Source organism: Glycomyces endophyticus (genome assembly GCF_039531525.1).
In the GTDB taxonomy this organism is placed as follows: domain Bacteria; phylum Actinomycetota; class Actinomycetes; order Mycobacteriales; family Micromonosporaceae; genus Glycomyces; species Glycomyces endophyticus.
Genome location: NZ_BAAAQF010000006.1, coordinates 236,146 through 259,922 on the forward strand (window position 1 = coordinate 236,146; position 23,777 = coordinate 259,922).

Here is a 23,777-nt window from a genome sequence, read left to right on the forward strand (position 1 = left end):
AGCGGGCCGGTCCGGGGTGGGGCAGGCCCTACCCCGCCGTCGGCGCGGCCGCGGCGAGTCGCTTGCGCCCCAACTGGTCCGCGGCGCGGATGGGCTCGGGCAGGCGGTAGCGGGGCGCGAGTTCGAGCACGAGGTCGCGGGCGGTGGCGAGGGTGGCGCGGTGGCCCACGGAGACGTACACGGGCTTGACGCCGTCCTGGGTGCGCAGGGCGCAGCCGACGGTCTCCTCCCCCGCCTCGATGGGGGTCCAGTCGCCGCGCGCGGCGCCGGGCGCCTCGACCGGCAGGTGCGGCGGGTTCTTCGCGACGCCGATCGCGGGGGCGTCGAGGACGACACCGAGGTGGCAGGCCAGGCCGAAGCGGCGGGGGTGGGTGAGCCCGTACCCGTCGCACACGTACAGGTCGGGGGTCACGGTGAGCGCTTCGATCGCCTTGAGCAGCAACGGGAGTTCGCGGAACGCGAGGAGGCCGGGCACGTACGGGAAGTCGGAGGTCCCGCGGACGACGGCCTCGTCGAGCACGGCGAGGTCGGTGCGGCGCAGCACGACCGCGGTGGCGACGGCGGCGTCGGAGTCCTTGCCGTAGGCGATGTCGAGGCCCGCGACGGTCTCGGCGGGCCGGTCGCCGTCGGCGACGACCACGCACCCGGCGAGCTCGGTCTGCATCGCGACGGCCTCGGCCTCGTCGCGCGGGAGTCGGGCGTAGGCGGCGCGGTTCGGGGGTGCTTCGGAGTCGCTCACACCGGAAGACTAACGAAGCGGCCGCCGGACGGGCCCGGTACGGGCGCGCATGAGTGCTGAAGGCCGTGAACCCCATCCCTAACCCCCACCCGCCCAGGGGACCGTAGCGGCCAGCATCCCCCTCGGGTCCGACAAGAACCGGGGCTGGCGGCCGCGCTGTCACCCGAAAGGCGACCACTAGCGTTCGGACGCGGCGGCCCCGCGGCCGGTCGCCCGGTCACCGGTCACCGAAAGTTGACAGCAGGCGCCTCGGGGCCCGCGCCTGGTCAGCCCTCGCCGCCGAGGTCGAAGGGGAAGTCGTCGGCGTCGAACTCCTCAGGGGCCTCCGGGTCGCCGTCGGCGGCGCCCTCGTCAGCGCCGTCGTCGGCGGCGTCGGTCTCGAAGCTGCCGTCGCCCTCGGACTCGTACAGGAACTCGTCGGGGCCGTCGGCGCCGTCGAGGGCGCCGAAGGCGTCGGCGTCCGGGGCGGCTTCCAGGGAGGCGAAGAAGTCCTCGCCGAAGTCCTCCTCGCCCGTCCCGCCCGCTCCGGCGGCGTCCCATCGATCGGTCATGGCGGCCTCCCCGCGTCTCCTTCCAGCATATTGAGCCGCCGCGGCCCCCGCCGCAAGTCCGCCCGCGCGCCCGCCTCCGCCGAGAGCGGATCCGCCGTGGGCGAACGGGGCTTGCCCGCCGACCGGCAGGCGGCCATGCTCAGGGCATGACCTTGCAACCGAAGCGCCTCCTCGTCCTCGGCGGAACCGTCTACCTCTCCCGGACCATCGCGCAGCTCGCGCTCGCGCGGGGCCACCACGTCACCGTCGCCGCGCGCGGCTCCAGCGGCGAGCCCCCGGAGGGCGCCGAGTTCGTCCCCATCGACCGCAGCGTCCCCGGCGGCGTGGAACCCCTGCGCGGCAGGGAGTTCGACGCGGTCTTCGACGTCGCGCGCATCCCCGCGCACGTCGGGCCCGTCCTCGACGCCCTCGCCGACGGCGCCGGGCACTGGTCGTTCATCTCCTCGATCTCGGCGTACGCCGAGCACGCCGCGGTCACCGACGAGGTGTTCGAGCCGGCCGCCGACGACTCCACCGACCCGTCCGTGGAGGTCTACGGAGCCAGCAAGGTCGCCATCGAGAACATGGTGCGCGAGCGCCTCGGCGACCGCGCGCTCGTCACCCGGCCCGGCCTCATCGTCGGCGCCGGCGACCCCGTCGACCGGCTCGGCTACTGGCCGCTGCGGTTCACCGAGGGCGGCGAGATCCTCGCCCCCGGACCGCAGGAGCGCCCCGTCCAGTGGATCGACGTCGAGGACTACGCGAACTGGCTCCTCGACGCCGCCGACGCGGGCCTCACCGGCACGTTCGACGCCATCGGCGACCACATCGGCATGGCGGCGTTCTTCGAGGGCATCGCCGACGCGCTCATCGCGGAGGGCGTCCTCAAGGAGCGGCCGGAGCTCACCTGGGTCTCGCAGGAGTTCATCCTCGAGCAGGAGGTGACCCCCTGGGCCGGGCACGAGTCGCTCGGGTTCTGGGCGCCCTCCCCCGACTACGACGGGCACGGCAGCCGCCCCTCCGGGCCGGCCGTCGCCGCGGGCCTGCGCCTCTCGACCCTCGCGACCACGATCGGGCGGTGGTGGCGCGCGAACGCGGCCGCGCCGACCCTGCGGGCGGGCCTGAGCCGCCGGCGCGAAGGCGAGCTCCTCGCGGCCTGGCACGGCACCGAGGCCGACACCGAGGCCCTGGAGCGGTACGACCGGGAGCGGGCCTTCGCGGTCCCGCCGCCCACCGCGCCCCCGGGCTAGGGCCGGTCCTGCGAGACGACGAACGGCCCCGCCTCTCGGCGGGGCCGTTGCCGTTGCGGCGCTACTGGGCCGGCGGCGGGGGCGGCTGCTGCCCGTAGGGCGGCTGGCCAGGCTGCTGGCCGTAGGGCGGCTGCCCGCCGTACGGCGGCTGGCCCTGGTACGGGCCCGCGGCGAGCTCCTCCTTGCGGAAGAACTCGTTCGAGGCCGGCACCGCCAGCAGGATGATGATGACCAGCGAGCCGGCGATGAACATGATCAGCGTGATCCAGTCCAGGGCGTTGACCCACGCCGGGGTCGCGTCCTCGACCGCCTGCGTCATCTGGTCGTTGTACTCGGTGTCGTTCATGGTGTAGGTCGTGGAGCCGACCTGGCCGATGAGGCCGCCGAGGCCGCAGCACGCCAGCGCGATGCCCGACAGGACCCACGAGAGGACGCGCCCGGGCCGGTTGCCCTTGTTGTTCAGGATGCCCAGGACGACGTAGAAGACCGCGAACAGCAGGTACACGCCCGCGGTGGCCGCGAAGACGATCGTCATGAGGGAGTCGACCTGGTCGGCGGTGATGCCGGAGCCTTCGAGGGACGGGTCGTTCAGCAGCTCGTCGCGGACGGCGTCGCCGACCGCGGACTGGACCATGAACATGCCGATGCCGGTGATCACCAGGAGGGCCGCGGTGAGGAACTGGGTCCACACCACCGCGGTGACCGATCCGGGCCTCGTCTTCGGCCCCGACGGCGGCAGGGGCTGCTGCGGGTACTGCGGCGCTGGCGGGTACGCCATGGCGGCCTCCGATTCAGATATAAGCAAGTGGTGCGTTCGGGCTCCCTCATCGTACAAAGGGAAGTCCGCCGCCGCACGTCCGTCACGCTTCGAGGTTCAGGCGGTACCCGCGCTTGATGACGGTCTCCACACAGGACCGGAGGTGGACGGCGTCGCGCAGCCGCGTCACCGCCATCTCGACGGCGTGGCCGTCGGCGCCGCGGGGCAGGTGCCCGAGGAGCTCGGTGCGGGAGAGGACCCGGCCGTTCGCGGTGGCGAGGGCCCGGATGACGGCCATCGGCGCGGGCGGGAGCTGGAACGGCTGGTCGTCGAGGAGCACCATGTGGCCGCGGAGCTCGATCTGGTGGCCGGTGGCGAGCTTGAGGCGGCGCGACCGCTTGGGGAGCGCCGAGGCGACGGCGCGCACGAGCGAGCCGAGGCGGGCCCGCTGCGGCTGGACCGTCTCGACGCCCAAGCGCTCCAAGGGGGCCGCGGTGACCGGGCCGACCGCGACGGGGAGGACGCCGTTGTCCTCCGCCGGCGCGCGGAGGGCCTCCAGCAGGTCGGCGGCCTGGTCGCCGGCGATGCGCAGGAGCGCGTTCGCGGCGGGCGCCGACGTGAAGGTGACCGCGTCGATGCGGCGGGCGCAGATGGCGTCCACCAGGCGCTGGACCGGGGTGATGTCGGTCGGGAGGGTCCACCGGTAGACCGGGACGGGGACGGCCGCGCCGCCGCCGGCGCGGACGGTGCGGATGAAGTCCTCGGCGGGGTCGCCGTGGAGCTGGATGGCGACGCGCTGCCCGCCGACGCCGCGGGCGCGGAGGTACTCCACGACCTCGTCGCCGGTCTCGGAGGGCGCGGTCCACTCCTCGGTGAGGCCGGCGGCGCGCACGGCGCCGAGGGCCTTGGGGCCGCGGCAGAGGATGCGGGCGCGGGCGAGGACGTCGAGGAGGTCCTCGCCCATGCCCCAGCCCTCGGCGGCCTCCAGCCAGCCGCGGAAGCCGATGCCGGTGGTGGCGACGACGAGGTCGGGCGCCTCCCTGATGAGTTCGACGGTGGCCGCGCGGAGGGCCTCGTCGTCGGGGAGCGGGACGATCCGCAGCGTCGGGGCGACGATGGTGCGGGCGCCGCGGCGCTCCAGCAGCGTCGAGAGCTCGTCGGCGCGGCGCTGCGCGGTGACGGCCACGGTGTAGCCGGTCAGCGGCGCGAGCGTCGTCTCGGCCTCGCGGACGGGGGCTCCGGCGGCGGCCATCAGGCGACCGCTTCCACTTCGGAGCGGGCGCCGACGCGGATCTCGCCGTCGAGGACCTCGACGGCGTAGACCGCCAGCGACACGGCCTCGTCGTCGAGGCAGGCGCCGGTGGTGAGCGAGAACGCCTGCTTGAGCAGGGGGCTGACGACGACGGGTTCGCCGCCGCGGTCGCCGACGAGGCCCCGGCTGAGGACGTTGGCGCCGGTGAACGGGTCCTGGTTGGACACCGCGTGGAGGCTGTCGTCGACGAGCCGGAACACGGCGACCTGGGCGCCGTCCGGCAGGAGGGCGGCGACGCCGCGGCCGGGGACGAGCCGGTCGAATGCGCAGATGGGTTCCATTCGGATCACTTCCCTTGGGACGAGCGGATGACGGGCGTGCCGAGCAGGACCGGTCGCGAGCGCTCGGTGCTCCCGGCCGGGAACTTCTGGCCGCGGACCTCCTCGAACTCGATCGAGGGGTCCGGGGTCTCGGGGGCGTTGACGAAGGAGACGAACCGCTGGAGCTTCTCGGGGTCGTCGATGACGCCCTTCCACTCGTCGGCGTAGGTCTCGACGTGCTTGGCCATCATGGCGTCGAGGTCCTCGCAGATCCCGAGCCGGTCGTCGACGACCACCTCGCGGAGGTAGTCGAGGCCGCCGTCGAGGGCCTCGACCCACTTGGAGGTGCGCTGGAGCCGGTCGGCGGTGGAGATGTAGAACATGAGGAACCGGTCGATGGTGCGGACCAGCGTCTCGGAGTCCACATCGGACAGGAGGAGGTCGGCGTGGCGGGGCGTGAAGCCGCCGTTGCCGCCGACGTACAGGTTCCAGCCGTGCTCGGTGGCGATGACCCCGAAGTCCTTGCTCCGGGCCTCGGCGCACTCGCGCGCGCAGCCGGAGACGGCGGACTTGAGCTTGTGCGGGGACCGCAGGCCCCGGTAGCGCAGTTCGAGGTCGATGGCCATCTTCACCGAGTCCTGGACGCCGTACCGGCACCAGTCGGTGCCGACGCAGGACTTGACGGTGCGCAGGGACTTGCCGTAGGCGTGGCCGGACTCGAAGCCCGCGTCCACGAGCTTGCGCCAGATCTTCGGCAGGTCCTCCACGCGCGCGCCGAACATGTCGATGCGCTGGCCGCCAGTGATCTTGGTGTAGAGGTCGAACTCCTTGGCGACCTGGCCGATGACGATGAGCTTGTCCGGCGTGATCTCGCCGCCGGGGATGCGCGGGACGACCGAGTAGGTGCCGTTGCGCTGCATGTTGGCGAGGAAGTGGTCGTTGGTGTCCTGGAGCGCGGCCTGCTCGCCGTCGAGGATGTGGCCGTTGGAGAGGCTCGCGAGGATCGACGCCACGGTGGGCTTGCACAGGTCGCAGCCGGTGCCGGCGCCGTGGCGGGCGATGAGCTCGGAGAAGGTCGTGATGCCGGTGACCTTGACGATGTCGAACAGCTCGGCCCGGGACTGCGTGAAGTGCTCGCACACGGCCTTGGAGACCGCGACGCCGCCTTCGGCGAGGAGCTGCTTGAGCATGGGGATGCACGAGCCGCAGGAGGTGCCGGCCTTGGTGCAGGTCTTGAGTTCCGCGACGTCGTGGCAGCCCTCGTGGATGGCGCCCATGATCTCGCCCTTGGTGACGGCGTTGCAGGAGCAGACCTGCGCGCCGTCGGGGAGGGCGCCCTCGACCTCGCCGCCGCCGAGGAGGTCGGCGAGCGTCCCGGGGACCTTCCCGCCGACGCTGGCGCGCAGCAGCGGGTAGGGCTCGGCGTCGCCGACCAGCATGCCGCCCAGCAGGGTCTGGGCGTCGTCGGAGAGGACGAGCTTCGCGTAGGTGCCGTTCGCGGGGTCGAGGTAGGTGGTGGCGAGCGGGCCGTCGAACGCGCCGAACTGGGCGACGTCGACGCCGAGGAGCTTGAGCTTGGTCGACATGTCGGCGCCGGGGAAGGTCGCCTCGCCGCCGGCGAGGCGGTCGGCGACGACCTCGGCCATCGCGTAGCCGGGGGCCACGAGCCCGTAGCAGACGCCCTCCACGGCCGCGACCTCGCCGATGGCGTACACGTCGGGGTCCGAAGTGGCGCAGGAGAGGTCGGTGACGATGCCGCCGCGCTCGCCGACCTCGATCCCGCAGTCGCGGGCGAGCTGGTCGCGGGGGCGCACGCCCGCGGCGAAGATGATGAGGTCGGTGTCGTAGGAGACGCCCTCGCGGTTGGTGTCCATGCGCAGGCGGCCGTCGACGGCCTCGATGCGGGTGCCGCCGGTGCCGCAGTCGACGCCGATCCCGAGGGACTCGATGTGCTGCTTGAGGACCCCGCCGCCGGCCTCGTCGAGCTGGCGGGCCATGAGCCACGGCGCGAACTCGACGATCTGGACCTCCAGGCCCAGCAGCTTCAGGGCGTTGGCCGCCTCCAGGCCGAGGAGGCCGCCGCCGATGACGGTGCCGTGGCGCCGCCCCGCGGAGTGGGCCTTGATGCGCTCGAGGTCCTCGATGGTCCGGTACACGAACACGCCGGGGAGGTCCTTGCCCTCGACCGGGGGCACGAACGCGTACGAGCCGGTCGCGAACACGAGCTTGTCGTACGGGTACTCGCCGGAGGCGGAGCGGACCGTCTTCGCGGCGCGGTCGACCTCGGCGGCGGCCTCGCCGAGGCGGACCTCGACGCCGGGCAGGTCGGAGGCGAGGGAGAGCTCCTCGGCGCTGACGCCGTCGAAGAACGCCGACAGGCGCACCCGGTCGTAGGCCGGGCGGGGCTCCTCGCACAGGACCGTGACGTCCCAGGAGGGGTCGCGCTGGGTGACCGCCTCCAGGAAGCGGCGCCCGACCATGCCGTCGCCGATGACTACGAGTTTGCTCATGCTGACACCTCATCGAGTTGTTCCGCGGCCCGGCCGAGGCCGGCTACGGTGCTGTTCAGCCACTTGCAGAGTCCGGCGACGTCGTCGGTGCAGGTCCCGCAGCCGGTGGAGGCCTGCGTGGCGTCGGACAGGGCCTCGGGAGTGCGCGCGCCCTCGAAGAACGCGTCGCTCAGCTCCCGCTTCGTGACGTTGTTGCAGCGGCAGACCACGACCTCGTCGGGCATGGACGCCGGCGTTTCGGGAGCCACCGAGACGGACTCGCCGGGGCGGCCCATGAGGAGGGTGCGGCGGTCGTGCGGCACCGGGTCGCCGGTGTCGAACAACTGGACCACCTGGCCCACCATGGGGTTGTCGCCGAGCATGACCGCGCCCGCGAGCCGGCCCTCGGCGTCGATGACCAGGCGCGCGTACGTGCCGCGCGCCGGGTCGGCGAAGGAGACGACCTCGTCGCCCTCGACCTCGCCCATCGCCGCCAGCTCGATGCCGGAGGCCTTGAGGCGGGTGACGAGGCGCGAGCCCTCGTAGGCGGCGTCGGGGTTGACGCCGGAGAGGAGGTCGACGACGACGTCGGCCTGCTCCCACGCGGGGCCGACGAGCCCGTACGGGACGCCGCGGTGCTCGGCGCAGTCGCCGACCGCGAACACGTCGGGGCTGGAGGTGCGGCACTGGTCGTCGATGACGACCCCGCGCCCGCACTCGATCCCCATGGCGCGGGCCAGGTCCGTGTTCGGGCGGATGCCGCAGGAGACGACCAGGAGCTGCCCGGTGACGGTGCGCCCGTCGGCGAGGACGAGGGTGAGGCCGTCGTCGCCGTGGATGACGCGGGTGGTCTGCGCGTCGACGACGGCGTCGACGCCGACCTCGGCGTAGGAGTCGGCGAGGACCCGCGCGCCGAGCGGGTCGAGCTGGCGGTCCATGAGGTGGCCAGCGGCGTGGACCACGGTGACGTCCATGCCGCGCTTGGCGAGTCCGCGGGCGGACTCCAGGCCGAGGAGGCCCCCGCCGAGGACGATCGCGGAGGCGCGGTTGGCGGCCTCGTCGAGGATCGAGCGGGCGTCCTCGATGGTCCGCAGCACGTACGCACCGGTCGGGAGCGGGGCCAGGCCCGGGATCGGGGGGACGAACGCCTCCGCGCCGGTGGCGAGCACGAGCTTGTCGAACGGGACCCCGTTGACGGTCTTCGCGTCGAGGTCGACGGACTCGACGGTCTCGCCGAGCCGCAGCTCGACGTGGTCGGGCGGGACCGGCAGGGCGATCTCGGCCTCGGTCTGCTTGCCCGCGATCATGCTCGAGAGCAGGATGCGGTTGTACGCGGCCTCGGACTCGGCGCCGAACACGGTGACGTCGACGCCGCGGCGCCCGAGCTCGCGGGCGATGCGGGCCCCGGCCATGCCGTAGCCGACGATGGCGACCTTCACGCGCTGGACCTCCAGGTGCTGGGCTGACTGCGGACGCGGCCCCGGGCCGCGCCGTCGGAGCGACGACGCTGTCAGCCCCCGACTGGCGTCTAGGTTCGCCCGGGCCTGTTTCGCGATCGAGCGGCCAATGTTTCGCGTGTGCTAAGTAGTCCGCACGCCCCCGCCGCCGCGACTCGACAGCTCGTGCACGGCACCCGACTGGGGGTAGCGGCCGGGCCCGGGAACCCTTACAGTGGAGCCGCCTGCATTCCACCGGTTTCGCCGATAGGGAGCGCTATGTCAAAAAATCACCCGTTCGTGTTGCCGACGTTCTACCTGCCGCATCCGGCGCGCCTGAATCCCCACGTGGAGGGCGCGCGGGTGCACGCGCGCGCGTGGGCGAAGACGATGGGCATGCTCGACGCGCCGGCCGAGGGCGGCGGCGTGGTCTGGGACCTGGCCGAGCTCGACCGGCACGACTACGGGCTGCTGTGCGCGTACACGCACCCCGACTGCGACGCGCCCGCGCTCGACCTCGTCACCGACTGGTACGTGTGGGTCTTCTTCTTCGACGACCACTTCCTCGACGCTTTCAAGCGCACCCGCGACAAGGCGGGCGCGAAGGCGTACCTCGACCGCATCCCCCTGTTCATGCCCCTGGACCTCGGCGAGCCGCCGGAGCCGGAGAACCCGGTGGAGCTGGGCCTGCACGACCTGTGGCGGCGCACCGCGCCGGCGATGTCGGCGGGCTGGCGCGAGCGGTTCCTGGCGTCCACGGTGAACCTGCTGTTCGAGTCCCTGTGGGAGCTCGACAACATCACCTCCGACCGCGTCGCCAACCCGATCGAGTACATCGAGATGCGCCGCAAGGTCGGCGGCGCCCCGTGGTCGGCGGGCCTGGTCGAGTACGCCGTGGGCGCCGAGGTCCCCGCGAAGGTCGCCGCGTCGCGGCCCCTGGAGGTCCTGCGCGACACCTTCTCCGACGCCGTCCACCTGCGCAACGACCTGTTCAGCTACGAGCGGGAGGTGACCGACGAGGGCGAGCACGCGAACGCGGTCCTCGTCTTCGAGCGGTTCCTGGGCCTGGACACCCAGCCCGCCGCCGAGCTCGTCAACGACATCCTGACCTCGCGGCTGCACCAGTTCGAGCACACCGCGCTCACCGAGGTCCCGGTGCTGTGCGCGGCCGAAGGGGTCGCGCCGCCCGAGCAGGCCGCGATCGGCCTGTACGCCAAGGGACTCCAGGACTGGCAGGCCGGCGGCCACGAGTGGCACATGCGCTCCAGCCGGTACATGAACGACGCCGCGGAGCGGGTCCTCGGCGGCCCCAACGGGATCGGCACCTCGCAGGCGCGCATCGCGGCCTCGGCGCTCAAGCAGCACTCGCGCGCGCCGTTCCGCGTCGTCGGACCGACGCCGATGCCGGTGTTCCACCAGCCGTTCGAGCTGCGGCTCAACCCGCACCTCGACGCGGCCCGCCGCCACGGCACCGAGTGGGCCGCCGCGATGGGCTTCCTCGCGCCGGACCCGGCCCTGCCGGGCTCGGGGCTGTGGGACCGGAGGCGGTTCGAGGGCTTCGACTTCGCGCTGTGCTCCGCCGGGATCGACCCGGACGGCACCGCCGAGGAGCTGAACGCCTCCGCCGACTGGCTCGCCTGGGGCACCTACGGCGACGACTACTACCCCGCGGTGTTCGGCCGCGGTAGGAGCGTCGCCGCCGCCGTCGCGCAGCACCGCCGGCTCATGGCGTGCATGCCGCTCGACCTCGGCCCGGCGCCCGCCGCGGCCAACCCGGTCGAGCTCGGCCTCGCCGACCTGTGGCGGCGCACCGCCGCCGGGTTCGAGGACCGCGCCCGCGCCGAGTTCCGGCGGGCCGTGGAGCAGATGCTCGAAGGCTGGGTGCGCGAGGTCCACGCCGAGGCGCAGAACCGCGTGCCCGACCCGGTCGACTACGTGGAGCTGCGCCGCGACTCGTTCGGCTCGGACCTCACGATGTCGCTGGCGCGGCTGCGGCACGGCCGCACCGTCCCCGACGCGGTCTGGCGGTCGCGGCCGCTGGAGTGGATGGAGGCCGCCGCGATGGACGCCGTGTGCCTGCTCAACGACGTGTGCTCGTACCAGAAGGAGATCGAGTACGAGGGGCAGCTGCTCAACGGCGTCGTCGTCATCGAGGAGTACCTCGGGGTCGGCCGCGACGAGGCGGCGCGGATCGCCGCGGACCTCGCGAACGCCCGCATCGAGCAGTTCCGGATGGTCGAGGCGAACGACCTGCCCGGCCTGGTCGCCGAGCACGGCCTCGACGCCGACGCGCAGGCCGCGCTCGCGTCGTACGTGACCGACCTGAAGCACTGGATCGCGGCGATCCACAAGTGGCACCTGGACGGCACCGACCGCTACCGCGAGGACAACCTGCGCCCGCTCGCGTCGGCGGGGCCGGGCTCGACCGCGGCCCACGGGGTCGGGCGGCCCCGGCCGTCCGGGCCCGAGGGGGCCCCGGTGCCGGCGGAGTACCGGGTCCCGGGACCGCCCTCGTGGCGCGACTACCTGCCGGCCCGGCCGGAGAACGCGGACCCGGCGCCCAGCGCGGCGACGAACGCGAACACCGCTGCGGCCATGCGCTTCTGAAGGACCGAGGAGTCCTCGTCCGGCTCCTCCGCGACCACCGCCGCGTCCTCGACCGCGAGCCCGTCGGGCAGCGGGCCGGGGTCCGGCGGCGGCGGGGCGGCGCTGGACGGGGTCGCCTCGGGCGTGGTCGGCTCCTCGCTCGCCGGGGCGGGGGCGGGCGGTTCCGGCTCGGGCGCGGCGGGCGTCGCGACCGGCTCGGACGGGGCCGGCTCCGTCGGCTCCGGCTCGGGGGACGGCGGCGGCGGAGGCGGCGACTCCACCGCCGAGGTCGGCGCCGGCTCCTCCGGGGCCGAGGTCGGCTCCGGCGGTTCCGGCGACGGGGAGGGCGGGGGCGTCGTGGGGCACTCCAGCAGTGGCGGCAGGTCGGGGAGGTCGATGATGGGGAGCTCGATGCAGATCGTGAGCAGCAGCTCCACGCCGACCGCCCCGTGCTCGGGCTCGGTCTCCGCGGCCTCGGCCTCGGGTCCGGCGCCCGAGGCCAGCGCGAGGCCGGAGGAGACGGTCAGGGCCCCGGCCGCAATGACCAAAGCCACTAGGCGGCGCACGTATCCCACCACAATCTTCTGCGTTGTTCATCACGGTTCATACTCTTTATTCTGCTTTACGAAGTCTGGTGAGATCAATGGCCATCTGGCTCCAGGGACTCCTGTTCACCCTTACGGTCGTAGCGGCGGCCTGCGTGGTCATCGCGCTGCTCCAGCGGTTCGCCCCGCCGACGGACCGCGCCCACAACAACGAGCTCGGGACGACGATCTTCGAGCTCCTGACGGTCCTGTACGCGATCGTCCTCGCGTTCGTCCTCATCACCGCGTGGGAGAACAAGGAGGAGGCCGGGCAGGTGACCTTCCGCGAGGCGAACGAGCTCGTCGACGTGTACTGGGCGGCCGCCGCGCTCGAACCCGACCAGCGCGACGAGGTGCGGGAGGCCGTGCGGGCCTACACCGAGGAGGTCATCGAGGAGGAGTGGCCGGCGATGCGCGACCAGGAGCCGGTCTCCTCGGAGGGGCTGATCCTGCTCGACGCGATGCGCGCGCCGGTGGCGGGGGCGCAGACGGACGACGACGTGGTCCAGGCGCGGCTGACGGCCGCGGAGGACGGGGTCCTGGCGATCACCGAGTCGCGCACCGACCGGCTGCTGCAGGCGCAGCGGGGCCTGAGCGCGGCGATGTGGACGGTGCTGGTGCCCGGCGCGATCCTGGTGTTCGCGGTGATGCTGACGCTGGGGACGCCGACCCGGAAGTACCAGTACGTGCTGGTGGGGCTCATCTCCGGGATGGTGGCGCTGATGCTGTTCGCCACGTACCAGCTGGAGTACCCGTTCAGCCGGAGCGGGGCGACCGACCCGGTGGCGTACGAGACCGCGGTGGAGCGCTTCGACTACATCGATGCGAACTATGCACACGATGAACTCTTTTGAGTGATTTATTGAGGTTTTCGACCTCAACGGCAATATGATGCTCTTCGAGACTTGACTGCCTCGAAGTGAGACCTCGTAGCAAGAAGGACGTGTTCGCATGACCGACTCCGTCGTCGTCCCCCAGCAGACCTCCAACGGACAGCACCCCCAGCCCCAGACCAGCCTGAGCACCGCCGCCGCCCGCAACCTCGCCACCACCACCAAGTCCGTCCCGCAGATGCAGGAGATCACCTCCCGGTGGCTCCTCAAGGTGCTCCCGTGGGTGCAGACCCAGGGCGGGGCGTACCGGGTCAACCGGCGCCTGACCCACACCGTCGGCGACGGCCGCGTGGAGTTCAGCACCGAGGGCGACGCCGTCCGCGTCATCCCGACCGAGCTCGGCGAGATCGCGCACCTGCGCGGCATCGACGACGAGGAGGTGCTGGCCGCGCTCGCCGACCGCTTCGAGCAGCGCGAGATCCGCGCCGGGGAGCACCTGGCGCAGCAGGGGGTGCCGATCGACGGCCTGCACCTCATCGCGCACGGCCGCGTGGAGCAGTTCGGCGAGGGCAAGTTCGGCGACCGGTTCTCCATGGGCGTCCTGGTCGACGGCGACCACTTCGGCGACGAGGTCCTCACCGAGACCGCACCCGCGTGGGACCACGACGTCATCGCCGCGACCCCGGTCACGGTGCTGACGCTCCCGGCCGCCGCGGTCGCCGAGCTCGTCGACCGCATCCCGTCGCTCGGGGCGCACCTGGCCCGGTTCCGGGCCGGGCGCTCGGCGAAGACGAACAAGCACGGCGAGTCCGCGATCGACATCGCCGCGGGCCACACCGGCGAGCCGGACCTGCCGACGACGTTCGTGGACTACGAGCTCGCGCCGCGGGAGTACGAGCTGGCGGTGGCCCAGACGGTCCTGCGCGTCCACACGCGCGTCGCCGACCTCTACAACCAGCCGATGAACCAGATGGAGCAGCAGCTCCGCCTCACCGTGGAGGCCCTCCGCGAGCAGCAGGAGGACCAGATGATCAACAACCGGGAGTTCGGGCTCCTGCACAACGCCGCGCTCAACCAGCGCATCCCGACCCGCTCGGGCCCGCCGACGCCGGACGACCTCGACGAGCTCGTCTCGCGCCGCCGCGACACCCGCGTGATCCTCGCGCACCCGAAGGCGATCGCCGCGTTCGGCCGCGAGCTGAACAAGCGCGGCCTGTACCCGCCGCTGACGAGCTTCCAGGGCGGCGAGGCCGTGGCGTGGCGCGGGGTGCCGGTCCTGCCGTGCAACAAGATCCCGATCACCTCCGCGGGCACCACCTCGATCCTGGCGATGCGCCTCGGCGAGGACAACCAGGGCGTGGTGGGCCTGCACCAGACCGGCCTGCCCGACGAGTACGAGCCCGGACTGTCGGTGCGCTTCATGGGGATCGACGAGAAGGCCGTCATGTCGTACCTGGTGAGCGCCTACTTCTCGGTGGCGGTGCTCGTGCCCGACGCGCTCGGCATCCTCGAGCACGTCGAGATCGGACGCTAGCCAGTCCCGGGCGGCCGCGGTCCGCACCGCCGCGGCCGCCCGGGCCCGAACCCGGGGCGCGCGAGACGCCCCGGACGCCATCGAGAGGGAGGCCCCCGCATGACCGTCCTGACCGACCAGTTCACCGCCGAGCGCGAGGCGATCGACGCCGGGCTCCGCGCCGCCGCGGGCAGGCTCCCCGGGCCGGCCGCCCGGATCGCGGCCTACCACTTCGGATGGACCGACGAGGCCGGCGCCCCGGTCGAGGCCAACTCGGGGAAGGCCCTGCGCCCGCTCCTGACGCTCCTGGCCGCCAAGACCGTCTCGGGCGACTGGCGGGCCGCCGTGCCGGCCGCGGTCGCGGTGGAGATGGTCCACAACTTCTCCCTCGTCCACGACGACATCATCGACCGCGACGGCCTGCGCCGGCACCGCGCGACCGCGTGGAAGGTCTACGGCGTCAACGACGCGATCCTCGTCGGCGACGCGCTCCACGCGCTCGCGTTCGAGGTCATCGCCGAGGCCGGGGGCGACCGCGCCGCGGCCGGCGCGGGGATGCTCGCGCAGACCGTGCGCGCCCTCATCGAGGGCCAGCTCGCCGACACCCGGTTCGAGGACCGCGACCACGTGGACCTCGCCGAGTGCGTGGCGATGAGCGAGGCGAAGACCGCGTCGCTCATGGGCTGCGCGACCGCGCTCGGGGCCCTGTTCGGCGGCGGCACCCCCGAGCAGGTGGAGGCGCTGCGGGACTTCGGGTTCCGGCTCGGCCTCGCGTTCCAGCACGTCGACGACCTGCTCGGGATCTGGGGCGACCCGGCCGTCACCGGGAAGGCCGTGTACTCGGACCTGCGCAACCGCAAGAAGTCCCTGCCGGTGACCGCGGCCCTCGGCTCGGGTCACGCCGACGCGGCCGAGCTGGCGCGGCTCTACCGCGCCGACGGGCCCCTGGACGAGCAGGGCCTGCGCCGCGCCGCCGACCTGGTGGAGTCCTGCGGCGGCCGGGTCGCGAGCCAGCGCGCCGCCGAGTCCCTGACGTCGGCGGCCGCGGGCGGGCTCGCGGACCGGCGGCTGCACGGCGAGGCCGTGGAGGCGCTCACGAGCCTGGCGGCGAGCACCGTCGGCAGGGTGTGGTGACCGCGGTCCGCCGGGTCCTGCTGCCGTCGCCGCGGTCGTTCTGCGCGGGCGTGGAGCGCGCCATCGAGATCGTGGAGCGCCTGCTGGAGCGGCACGGACCGCCGGTCTACGTGCGCAACCAGATCGTCCACAACGCGCACGTGGTCGCGGACCTGGAGTCGCGGGGCGCGGTGTTCGTCGGGGAGCTCGACGAGGTCCCCGAGCACGCGCTGGTGGTCTTCAGCGCGCACGGGGTGGCCCCGGCGGTGGAGGCGGAGGCCGCGCGGCGGGGGCTGGACGCGGTCGACGCGACGTGCCCGCTGGTCGCGAAGGTGCACGCGGAGGCGAAGCGCGCCGCGGACGCGGGCGACACGGTGCTCCTCATCGGACACGAGGGGCACGAGGAGGTCGTCGGGACGATGGGCGTGGCCCCGGGCCGGACGGTCCTGGTGCCGAGCGCCGCGGCGGCCGCGTCGGTGCGGGTCGAGGACGAGGAGCGGGTGACGTACCTGAGCCAGACGACGCTGTCGGTGGCCGAGGTGGAGGACATCGCGGCGGCCCTGCGGCAGCGGTTCCCGCACGTCAGGGGCCAAGGGGCCGAGGACATCTGCTACGCCACGAGCAACCGCCAGGCGGCGGTCGCGGCGGTGGTCGGCGAGGCCGACCTGGTGCTGGTGGTCGGGTCGGCGAACTCGTCGAACTCGAACCGGCTGGTGGAGCTCGCGGCGGCGAACGGCGTCGCGGCGCATCTGGTCGAGGACGCGGCCGCGGTGGACCCGTCCTGGCTGGAGGGCGCGGCGGTGGTCGCGGTGACGGCGGGCGCGTCGGCGCCGCCGCGGCTGGTGGACGAGGTGGTGGCGGTGATCGCCGCGGCCGGCCCGATCGAGGTGGTCGAGCGGCCCGTGGCGGAGGAGACGCAGGAGTTCCTGCTCCCCCAGCGGCTCCGGGGGTCGTGATCTTGCGGCGGCCGCGCCTCCGGGCGCGGTGGGGCCTGCGGGCATGAGGTCGCCCGGGCGCGCGATGCGCGGCCGGGCGTTCTGGTTTCCCTTGCGGGTCTTCGGTTCCGGTGGCGTCGCCGCCTGCGCTCGTGCTGCCGGATGCGGCCGATGCTCCGGGCGCTTCCGCTCCGGCGCCGGCTGCGCTCGCGGCGCAGTCGATCCTTCGGCCGGGCTCCCCGGCCGCTCGCGGCACCGCCGGGAGGCGGCGCGCCCCGTTGCTCGGGCCGCCTCCCCGTTGTCGCGCTAGTACTTGTGGAACTGGAGCTCGGGCCAGTCGCCGCTCGGGTCGAGGACCGGTGCGGACTCGCCGCGCAGGTGCGCGTCGACGAATCCGACGACGAGGGCGCGGGCGATCTCGTCGGAGCGGAAGCCGTCGAGCTCGTCGAGGTTGAGTCCGGCCTGCTCGCCGAGCGGGCCGAAGTCGGTCAGGGAGCTGTGGGTCGTGCCGTCGACGGTGATCCACCGCTTCCAGCCGCACAGCTTCTTCCACGCCTTGCCCCAGGAGTCGTCCTCGCCGGGCTGGCCGTGGACTTCGGCGCCGACCATCATGAACGGCCGGTCGAGCTTGCGGGGGTCGAGCGCGAAGAAGGTGCCGTCGAGGTTGAACCCGGCGTCGAAGCGGTCGTCGGCGACCATGGCGCGGTGGCTGCCGGCCCCGCCGATGGAGTGCCCGCCGACGGCGACGCGGCCAGCGTCGATGACGCCCGCGTCCTCCCAGGCGGCGTCGTCGCCGGTGAGCTCGTCGAGCACGAACGACAGGTCGTCGCCGCGGGTGCGGGCGACGGTGTCGACGTCCTGCTCGACGCAGGCGAGGCATTCGGTGGTGCGGCCGTCGGGGAAGGTGATCGGGGCTTCGTAGTTGTGGCCCACGGCGGCCACGGCGTAGCCGTTGCTCGCGAGCTCCTCGGCGAGGCCGGTGAGGGTGGCGCGCGGGAACGAGAAGCCGGGCGAGAGGACCACCAGCGGCAGCGCGCCGTCGTCGGCGAGCGGTTCGGCGTCGAGCACCGAGTTGGTCTGGACCTGGGCGAGGAGGTCGGCGGGGACCTGGAGCTGGGCGCCGAACAGCGCCGACTCCTCGGCGGTCATGTAGGGGGCGGTCGGCCCGTCGGTCTCGGCGGTCGGATACCACATGGTGACCATGAGCTCCCGGTCCGTGCCGGGGACCCACGGGTCCTCGCGGTCCTCGTCGACGAGGTGGAGCCGGGTGGTCCCGGTGGCGGACCCGCCGCCGGGCGCGGGGACTTCGAGGACCGGTGCGGCGGCGTCCGCTCCGGTCGTCTCGGCGTTCGCGGCGGAGGCGGTGAGGGCGCCCGTGACGGCCAGCGCGGTGGCGGCGAGGAGTGCGCGTTCGAGGTGTCGGTGCAAGGCTCGGTTCCTGTTCGGGTGCGGTGGTCGGCCGGGCGGGGAAGCCCGGCCGCCGTTCAACCGTAGGAGCCGGAGTGCTTGTCCCGCATGGGTCTTTCGACCGAAGGGCCTCCGTCCGAAGACCGATCTTTCACGGCCCGGAACCCTGTCGGACGTCAGGTCCGGGGCCGCGGTGCGCGGCCGGACCCGCCGGTTCAGGTCGGGTCCGGCGCGGCGTACTACCGGGGCGCGGGGGCGATCTTGACGGCGCAGACCTTGAACTCGGGCATGCGGCTGACGGGGTCGAGGACGTCGGAGACGGCGGCGTTCGCGTTCGCGGCGCCGGGGAAGTGGAAGGGGCTGAAGACGGTGTCGGGCCGGATGTCGGCGCTGAGCCGCGCGGGCGCGGTGTAGGAGCCGCGGCGGGAGGTGACGCGGACGAGGTCGCCGTCGGCGACGCCGTGGCGGACCGCGGTGTCGGGGTGGATCTGGAGGAACTGCTCGCCGTCGAGGGAGCCGATGCGGCGGGTCTGGGCGCCGGACTGGTACTGGGTGAGGATGCGGCCGGTCGTCAGGTACAGCGGGTAGACGGCGTCGCGCCGCTCGGCGGGGTGGCGGTGGTCGACGGCGATGAAGCGGGCGCGCCCGTCGGGGGTGGGGAACACGAGGTCGGTGAACATGCGGGGGGTGCCGTCGTGGTCGGGGGCGGGCACGGGCCACTGGAAGGTCCGCTCCTCGAGGCGGTCGTAGGAGAGCCCGGAGTAGTCGGCCTTGCCGCCCGCGGAGGCGCGGCCGAGCTCCGCGAAGATCGCCTCGGGGTCGGTGGAGTACGCGCCGGGGGCGTCGAGGCGGGCGGCGAGCTCCTTCATGATCCACAGGTCGGAGCGGACGCCGCCGGGCGCGGGCCGCAGGGAGCGGCGGCGGATGACGCGGCCTTCGAGGTTGGTCATGGTGCCGTCCTCCTCGGCCCACTGGGTGACCGGGAGGACGACCTCGGCGAGCTTCGCGGTCTCGGACATGACGAAGTCGAGGGAGACGAGGCAGTCGAGGTCCTTGAGCCGGTCGGCGATCCGGGCCGCGCGCGGCGCGGACACGACCGGGTTGGAGCCGAGGACGAACAGCATCCGGACCTCGTCGCCGCACTTGCGGAGCAGCTCGACGGCGGAGACGCCCGGACCGGGGAGGGTCTCGGGGTCGACGCCCCACACGGCGGCGACGTGCTCGCGCGCGGCGGGGTCGGTGATCATCCGGTAGCCGGGGAGCTGGTCGGCCTTCTGGCCGTGCTCGCGCCCGCCCTGGCCGTTGCCCTGGCCGGTGAGGCACCCGTACCCGGAGGAGGGCCGGCCGGGGAGCCCGAGCGCGAGGGCGAGGTTGATCCAGGCGGTGACGGTGTCGACGCCCTTGGCGTGCTGCTCGGAGCCGCGCGCGGTGAGGATCGCGGTCCGCTTCCCGGCGATGAGCCGCGCGGCGGCGTACAGGTCGGGGACGGACACGCCGGTGATCCGCTCGACGAACGCGGGCCAGTACCCGGCGGCGGTCTGGCGGACCTCGTCGAACCCGGTGGTGTGCGCGGCGATGTAGTCGCGGTCGAGGTAGCCCTGCTCGATCGCGATGTGCAGCAGGCCGTTCGCCAGCGCGAGGTCGGTGCCGGGGGCGGGCTGGAGGTGGAGCTGGGCGGCCTCGGCGGTGGCGGTGCGCCGCGGGTCGACGACGACGAGCTCCGCGCCGGTGAGGTACCGCATGAACGGCGGCATGGTCTCGGCGGGGTTCGCGCCGACGAGGACGACGACCTCGGCGTCCTTGAGGTCCTCGGCGGGGAAGGGGAGGCCGCGGTCGATCCCGAAGGAGCGGTTGAGGGCCGCGGCCGCCGACGACATGCAGAACCGGCCGTTGTAGTCGATGTGCTTGGTGCCCAGCGCGAGCCGGGACCACTTGCCGAGCTGGTAGACCTTCTCGTTGGTGAGGCCGCCGCCGCCGAAGACGCCGACGGCGTCCTTCCCGTGCTCGGCCTGGACCCGGCGGACGCGCGCGGCGACGTGGTCGAGGGCGGTCTCCCAGGAGACGGGCTCGCCGTGCAGGAGCGGCTCGGTGATCCGGTCGGGGTGGTCGAGGAGCTCGGGCGAGGTCCAGCCCTTCTTGCACATGCCGCCGCCGCGGGGGGCCGCGGTGACGGTCCCGTCGGCGTCCTCCTCGAGCCGCATGCCGCACTGGAGGGCGCAGTAGGGGCAGTGCGTGTCGGCGCTGCGGAGCACGGGGAGCCTGGTGCGCGCGGGGTCCTTCCCGGCGGCGCCGCTCGGGTCCGCGGTGGCGGGCGGAGCGGGCGGCTGCGCGGGGCGTCGGGTGCTGGCCATGGGGCGAGTGTGCCCAGGGGTCGTTTCGGTGCCGCGAGGGCGATGTTTCGGGAATGCTAAGTGGCCCGCAATCACCGCGGGGCGGTGATTGCGGGCCGGGGCCGGGGGTCAGACCTTCGCGTAGGCGAGGCTCGGGGCCTTCGCGACGAGGACGGTCCGCTGGTAGCACCACCAGTTGAGGACCAGGAAGAACGCGTACGCGCCGACGAACGCCCACATCGCGGGGACCACCGAGCCGGTCGTCTCGTTCGCGATGCGGAAGCCCTGGTTGATGAGGAACCCGCCGAACGCGCCGATCGCGGAGATCCAGCCGAGCGCGGCGGCGGTGATCTTCTTCGCCTGGAGGACCTCGGCCTCGCTTGCCTTGCCTCCGGCCGCGGCGGCGGCCTCGGCCTGGAAGATCGCCGGGATGGACCGGTACGTGGAGCCGTTCGCGATGCCGCTGGCGACGAACAGGACCATGAACGCGGCGAAGAACAGCGGGAACGACCCCGCGTTGATCCCCCAGATCGCGCCCATCGCGCCGGCGGCCATGAGGACGAACGCGCCGGAGGTGATGGGGGCGCCGGCGAGGCGGTCGGCGAACCAGCCGCCGATCGGGCGGACCAGGGAGCCGACGAGCGGGCCGAGCGCGGCGATCCAGATGGCGCTGAACTCGGGGAACGCGAGCTTGATGACCAGCGGGAACGCGAACGAGTAGCCGATGAACGAGCCGAACGTCCCGATGTAGAGGACGCTCATGATCCAGGTGTGGCGGCGGCCCAGCGCGGGCAGCTGCTCGCGGATCGAGGTGCGCGAGACCGCGAGGTTGTCCATGGCCCGCCAGGCCATGAACGCGGCGAACACGGCCAGGAGCAGCCACAGCAGCGGCACGTTGTGCAGGTAGAACGGCTTCCCGGCGTCGTTGCTGCCCTGGGAGGTCCCCAGGATCGCGGCGCCGATGACGAGCGGCCCGAAGAACTGGACGGCGGCGACGCCGATGTTGCCGCCCGCGGCGTTGACGCCGAGCGCGGAGCCGCGGTGGCGCTCCGGGTAGAAGTAGGAGATGTTCGCCATCGACGAGGCGAAGTTCCCGCCGCCGAACCCGGCCGTGACGCCGGCGACGACGAACATCCAGTACGGCGTCCCCGGGTTCATCACGCAGTAGGCGAGCAGCCCGGTCGGGATCACCAGCAGGCCCGCGGAGATCATCGTCCAGTTGCGGCCGCCGAACACGGCCACGGCCGCGGTGTAGGGGATGCGCAGGAACGCGCCGACCAGGTTCGGCACGGCGGTGAGCCAGAACAGCTGGCTGACGCTGAAGTCGTAGCCCGACGCGGCCAGGAACGGGGTGATGATGCTGAACATCGTCCACACCGAGAAGCCGAGGTGCTCGGCGAGCACCGACCAGACCAGGTTGCGGCGGGCGGTCCTGCGGCCGGTCGACTGCCAGAAGCCCTCGTCGTCGGGGCGCCAGTCGCTGATCCAGCCTCTGCGGGGGGCGGCCTTCGCGGCCGGGGGCGTCAGTGTCGAAGTCATGGGGCCACCCTCCGCGAGCGGCGTTGCCTGGACGTGCGGCGTCCGTACCGGCCCCGTGAAGTTCGGCTCACGGTCCTGTTACGGACGGTGTGAACGGGTGGGGCCGAGAACCCGGTCACATCGCCCGATCCTCTAGATTCGCCTGTATGGACGCCGCCATCGAGGTCGCCGACCTCCGCAAGACCTACCGCGGCCGCCGGACCGGCGAGGTCCGCGCGGTCGACGGCGTGAGCTTCCGCGTCGAACGCGGCGAGTTCTTCGGCATCCTCGGCCCCAACGGGGCGGGGAAGACCACCACGCTGGAGATCGTCGAGGGCCTGCGCCGCCCCGACTCCGGCGAGGTGCGCCTGCTGGGGCGGTCGCCGTGGCCGCACTCCCCCGACCTCACCCGCCGCCTCGGCGTGCAGCTCCAGGCCTCCGCGTTCTTCGAGTTCCTGACCGCGCGCGAGCAGATCGAGACGTTCGCCGAGCTGTACGGGGCCTCGAAGACCCGCGCCGGCGACATGCTGGAGACCGTGGGCCTCGGCGAGCACGCCGACGTGCGCTGCGAGAAGCTCTCCGGCGGCCAGCAGCAGCGGCTGTCCCTCGCGTGCGCGCTCGTCGGCGACCCCGAGCTGGTGTTCCTCGACGAGCCGACCGCCGCCCTCGACCCGCAGGCGCGCCGCAACCTCTGGGACCTCATGCGCGCCGTCAACGCCGAGGGCCGCACCGTGGTGCTGACGACCCACTACATGGAGGAGGCCGAGGCGCTCTGCGACCGGGTCGCCATCATGGACGCCGGGCGCATCAAGGCCGTCGACTCCCCCGCCGGGTTCGTCCGGGCCCTCGACGCCCCCACCCGCGTCACCGTCGCCTCCGGGCAGCTCAGCGACGCCCGCATCGAGGAGCTCGCCGCGGGCGAGACCGTGACCGGCGGCGACGCCGCCGTCGTGTTCGAGACCCGCGACCCGCGCAAGCTCCTCACCGCGCTCGCGTCCGACGGAGCCCTGGAGGGCCTGGCCGTGCGCACCGCGAACCTCGAGGACGTATTCCTGCACGTGACCGGACGGGAGTGGCGCGGATGACCGCGACGGCGGAGCGCGAGGTGCAGCACGGCACGCGCGGACGGGCGTTCCTGAGCCTGTTCAAGGCCCTCGGCCGCGGATGGCTCCGCGACCGCAGCCAGATCTTCTTCACGATGCTCCTGCCGCTCATGTTCATGGTGCTGCTCGCGAGCGTGTTCGGCTCCGGCGACACCGCGGCCTCGCGGATCGTCGCGGTCGGCGGTGTCGCGGTCCTCGACGGAGCCGACCCCGACGAGTTCGACGTCGCCGCGGCGTCCGACCTCGACGCGGCGCTGGCGATGCTCCGCGACGGCGACGCGGACGCCGCGGTCGTCCAGGACGGCGACACGGTGCGGATCTACCCGTCGCCGACGAGCTCCACCGCGGGCGCGATCGCCCAGGGGCGGCTCTCGGCGCTGATCGACGACGTGAACCTCGAGGTCCTCTCGGCGGCGGCGCCCGGCGAGCCGGTGCTCCGGACCGACGTGGAGGAGGCCGACGGCGGCGCGCTCCAGCCGATCCAGTACCTGGCGCCGGGCATCCTGGCGTGGGGCGTGGCGATCGCGGGCGTGTTCGGCGCGGCCGGCACGATCGTGGACTGGAAGCGCGACAAGCTGCTGCGGCGGCTGCGGCTGACGCCGGCGTCGGTGCAGACGTTCCTGGGCGCGAAGGTCTCGGTGAACCTCGTGGTCGCGATCGCCCAGACCGCGGTGTTCCTCGCGGTGGCGGCCCTGGCCTTCGGGCTGCGGCTGTCGGCGTGGACGTGGTTCGCGGCGCCGCTGGTGCTGCTGGGCACGTTCGCGTTCCTCGCGATCGGCGTGGTCATCGGCGGGATCGCCCAGACGAGCCCGGCCGCGGCGGGGCTGAGCAACCTGGTGACGATGCCGATGGCGTTCGTCTCGGGCGCGTTCTACCCGCTCGCGCTCTCGCCGCAGTGGGTCCAGTGGCTCTCGTACGCCTCGCCGATGCGCTACCTCAACGAGGCGCTCCAGTCGGTCGTGGTCTACGGCCAGCCGCCGTCCGCGGTCCTCCCGCAGATCGGCTTCCTGGCGGCCTTCGCGGCCCTCGTCGGCCTCGTCGCATGGAAGACCTTCAAGTTCGACGAGTTGTGAGCGCGTGTC

19 protein-coding genes are annotated in these 23,777 nt (G+C 73.3%); 8 read left to right on the forward strand and 11 right to left on the reverse strand.

Features of this window, described 5'->3' with window-relative positions:
* Positions 1-28: 28 nt before the first annotated feature.
* Both ABD419_RS11175 and ABD419_RS11180 read right to left on the reverse strand, forming a co-directional pair.
* On the reverse strand, positions 29-739 hold the full coding sequence (locus ABD419_RS11175) for an endonuclease V (RefSeq protein WP_344485979.1): 711 nt from the start codon (positions 737-739) through the stop codon (positions 29-31).
* 266 nt (positions 740-1,005) lie between these two features.
* Entirely contained in the window at positions 1,006-1,290 is a 285-nt protein-coding gene (locus tag ABD419_RS11180) for a hypothetical protein (RefSeq protein ID WP_344485982.1), read from the reverse strand.
* Between the two features lie 146 nt (positions 1,291-1,436).
* Between ABD419_RS11180 and ABD419_RS11185 the strand changes: the two genes are divergently transcribed.
* Positions 1,437-2,519: an NAD-dependent epimerase/dehydratase family protein gene (locus tag ABD419_RS11185; RefSeq protein WP_344485985.1), complete on the forward strand. Its 1,083-nt coding sequence runs from the start codon at positions 1,437-1,439 to the stop codon at positions 2,517-2,519.
* 61 nt (positions 2,520-2,580) lie between these two features.
* On the opposite strand, the gene ABD419_RS11190 is transcribed toward ABD419_RS11185, so the two are convergent.
* From ABD419_RS11190 to ABD419_RS11210, 5 genes are all read right to left on the reverse strand, one after another.
* On the reverse strand, positions 2,581-3,297 hold the full coding sequence (locus ABD419_RS11190) for a hypothetical protein (RefSeq protein WP_344485988.1): 717 nt from the start codon (positions 3,295-3,297) through the stop codon (positions 2,581-2,583).
* 82 nt (positions 3,298-3,379) lie between these two features.
* On the reverse strand, positions 3,380-4,528 hold the full coding sequence (locus tag ABD419_RS11195) for a uroporphyrinogen-III synthase (protein WP_344485991.1): 1,149 nt from the start codon (positions 4,526-4,528) through the stop codon (positions 3,380-3,382).
* Positions 4,528-4,869, reverse strand: a complete 342-nt coding sequence (gene nirD, locus ABD419_RS11200) for a nitrite reductase small subunit NirD (protein ID WP_344485994.1) — start codon at positions 4,867-4,869, stop codon at positions 4,528-4,530. The genes ABD419_RS11195 and nirD overlap by 1 nt, the downstream gene beginning before the upstream one ends.
* Positions 4,870-4,874: 5 nt before the next feature.
* Positions 4,875-7,358 carry a nitrite reductase large subunit NirB gene (gene nirB, locus ABD419_RS11205; protein WP_344485997.1) on the reverse strand — a complete coding sequence of 828 codons (2,484 nt, stop codon included), beginning with the start codon at positions 7,356-7,358 and terminating at the stop codon, positions 4,875-4,877.
* Positions 7,355-8,776 carry an FAD-dependent oxidoreductase gene (locus ABD419_RS11210; RefSeq protein WP_344486000.1) on the reverse strand — a complete coding sequence of 474 codons (1,422 nt, stop codon included), beginning with the start codon at positions 8,774-8,776 and terminating at the stop codon, positions 7,355-7,357. The genes nirB and ABD419_RS11210 overlap by 4 nt, the downstream gene beginning before the upstream one ends.
* A gap of 276 nt (positions 8,777-9,052) precedes the next feature.
* On the opposite strand from ABD419_RS11210, the gene ABD419_RS11215 reads away from it, so the two are divergent.
* Positions 9,053-11,380, forward strand: a complete 2,328-nt coding sequence (locus ABD419_RS11215) for a terpene synthase family protein (RefSeq protein WP_425556004.1) — start codon at positions 9,053-9,055, stop codon at positions 11,378-11,380.
* Here the strand turns inward: ABD419_RS11215 and ABD419_RS11220 are convergent.
* Complete coding sequence (locus ABD419_RS11220; RefSeq protein WP_344486006.1) at positions 11,296-11,913, reverse strand: hypothetical protein; 618 nt, start codon at positions 11,911-11,913, stop codon at positions 11,296-11,298. The genes ABD419_RS11215 and ABD419_RS11220 overlap by 85 nt on opposite strands.
* A gap of 89 nt (positions 11,914-12,002) precedes the next feature.
* Between ABD419_RS11220 and ABD419_RS11225 the strand changes: the two genes are divergently transcribed.
* From ABD419_RS11225 to ispH, 4 genes are all read left to right on the forward strand, one after another.
* Positions 12,003-12,797, forward strand: a complete 795-nt coding sequence (locus ABD419_RS11225) for a bestrophin-like domain (RefSeq protein ID WP_344486009.1) — start codon at positions 12,003-12,005, stop codon at positions 12,795-12,797.
* Between the two features lie 97 nt (positions 12,798-12,894).
* The gene (locus tag ABD419_RS11230; RefSeq protein WP_344486012.1) at positions 12,895-14,310 is read left to right on the forward strand and encodes a family 2B encapsulin nanocompartment shell protein; all 1,416 of its coding nucleotides are present in this window, start codon (positions 12,895-12,897) and stop codon (positions 14,308-14,310) included.
* Between the two features lie 99 nt (positions 14,311-14,409).
* Entirely contained in the window at positions 14,410-15,423 is a 1,014-nt protein-coding gene (locus ABD419_RS11235; RefSeq protein ID WP_344486015.1) for a polyprenyl synthetase family protein, read from the forward strand.
* Positions 15,420-16,358 carry a 4-hydroxy-3-methylbut-2-enyl diphosphate reductase gene (ispH, locus tag ABD419_RS11240; RefSeq protein WP_344486018.1) on the forward strand — a complete coding sequence of 313 codons (939 nt, stop codon included), beginning with the start codon at positions 15,420-15,422 and terminating at the stop codon, positions 16,356-16,358. The genes ABD419_RS11235 and ispH overlap by 4 nt, the downstream gene beginning before the upstream one ends.
* Positions 16,359-16,643: 285 nt before the next feature.
* Here ispH and ABD419_RS11245 read toward each other — a convergent pair whose 3' ends face one another.
* The 3 genes from ABD419_RS11245 to ABD419_RS11255 all read right to left on the reverse strand — a co-directional run bounded on the left by ABD419_RS11245 (position 16,644) and on the right by ABD419_RS11255 (position 21,613).
* Positions 16,644-17,765, reverse strand: a complete 1,122-nt coding sequence (locus tag ABD419_RS11245; RefSeq protein WP_344486021.1) for an alpha/beta hydrolase family protein — start codon at positions 17,763-17,765, stop codon at positions 16,644-16,646.
* 218 nt (positions 17,766-17,983) lie between these two features.
* The gene (locus tag ABD419_RS11250; RefSeq protein WP_425556005.1) at positions 17,984-20,095 is read right to left on the reverse strand and encodes a molybdopterin oxidoreductase family protein; all 2,112 of its coding nucleotides are present in this window, start codon (positions 20,093-20,095) and stop codon (positions 17,984-17,986) included.
* A gap of 108 nt (positions 20,096-20,203) precedes the next feature.
* On the reverse strand, positions 20,204-21,613 hold the full coding sequence (locus ABD419_RS11255) for an MFS transporter (RefSeq protein ID WP_344486024.1): 1,410 nt from the start codon (positions 21,611-21,613) through the stop codon (positions 20,204-20,206).
* Positions 21,614-21,759: 146 nt separating this feature from the next.
* Here ABD419_RS11255 and ABD419_RS11260 point away from each other — a divergent pair, with 146 nt between their 5' ends.
* Positions 21,760-22,677 (forward strand): ABC transporter ATP-binding protein, encoded by a 918-nt coding sequence (locus ABD419_RS11260; RefSeq protein WP_344486027.1) that lies wholly within the window; start codon positions 21,760-21,762, stop codon positions 22,675-22,677.
* Positions 22,674-23,768: an ABC transporter permease gene (locus tag ABD419_RS11265; protein WP_344486030.1), complete on the forward strand. Its 1,095-nt coding sequence runs from the start codon at positions 22,674-22,676 to the stop codon at positions 23,766-23,768. The genes ABD419_RS11260 and ABD419_RS11265 overlap by 4 nt, the downstream gene beginning before the upstream one ends.
* Positions 23,769-23,777: the final 9 nt, after the last annotated feature.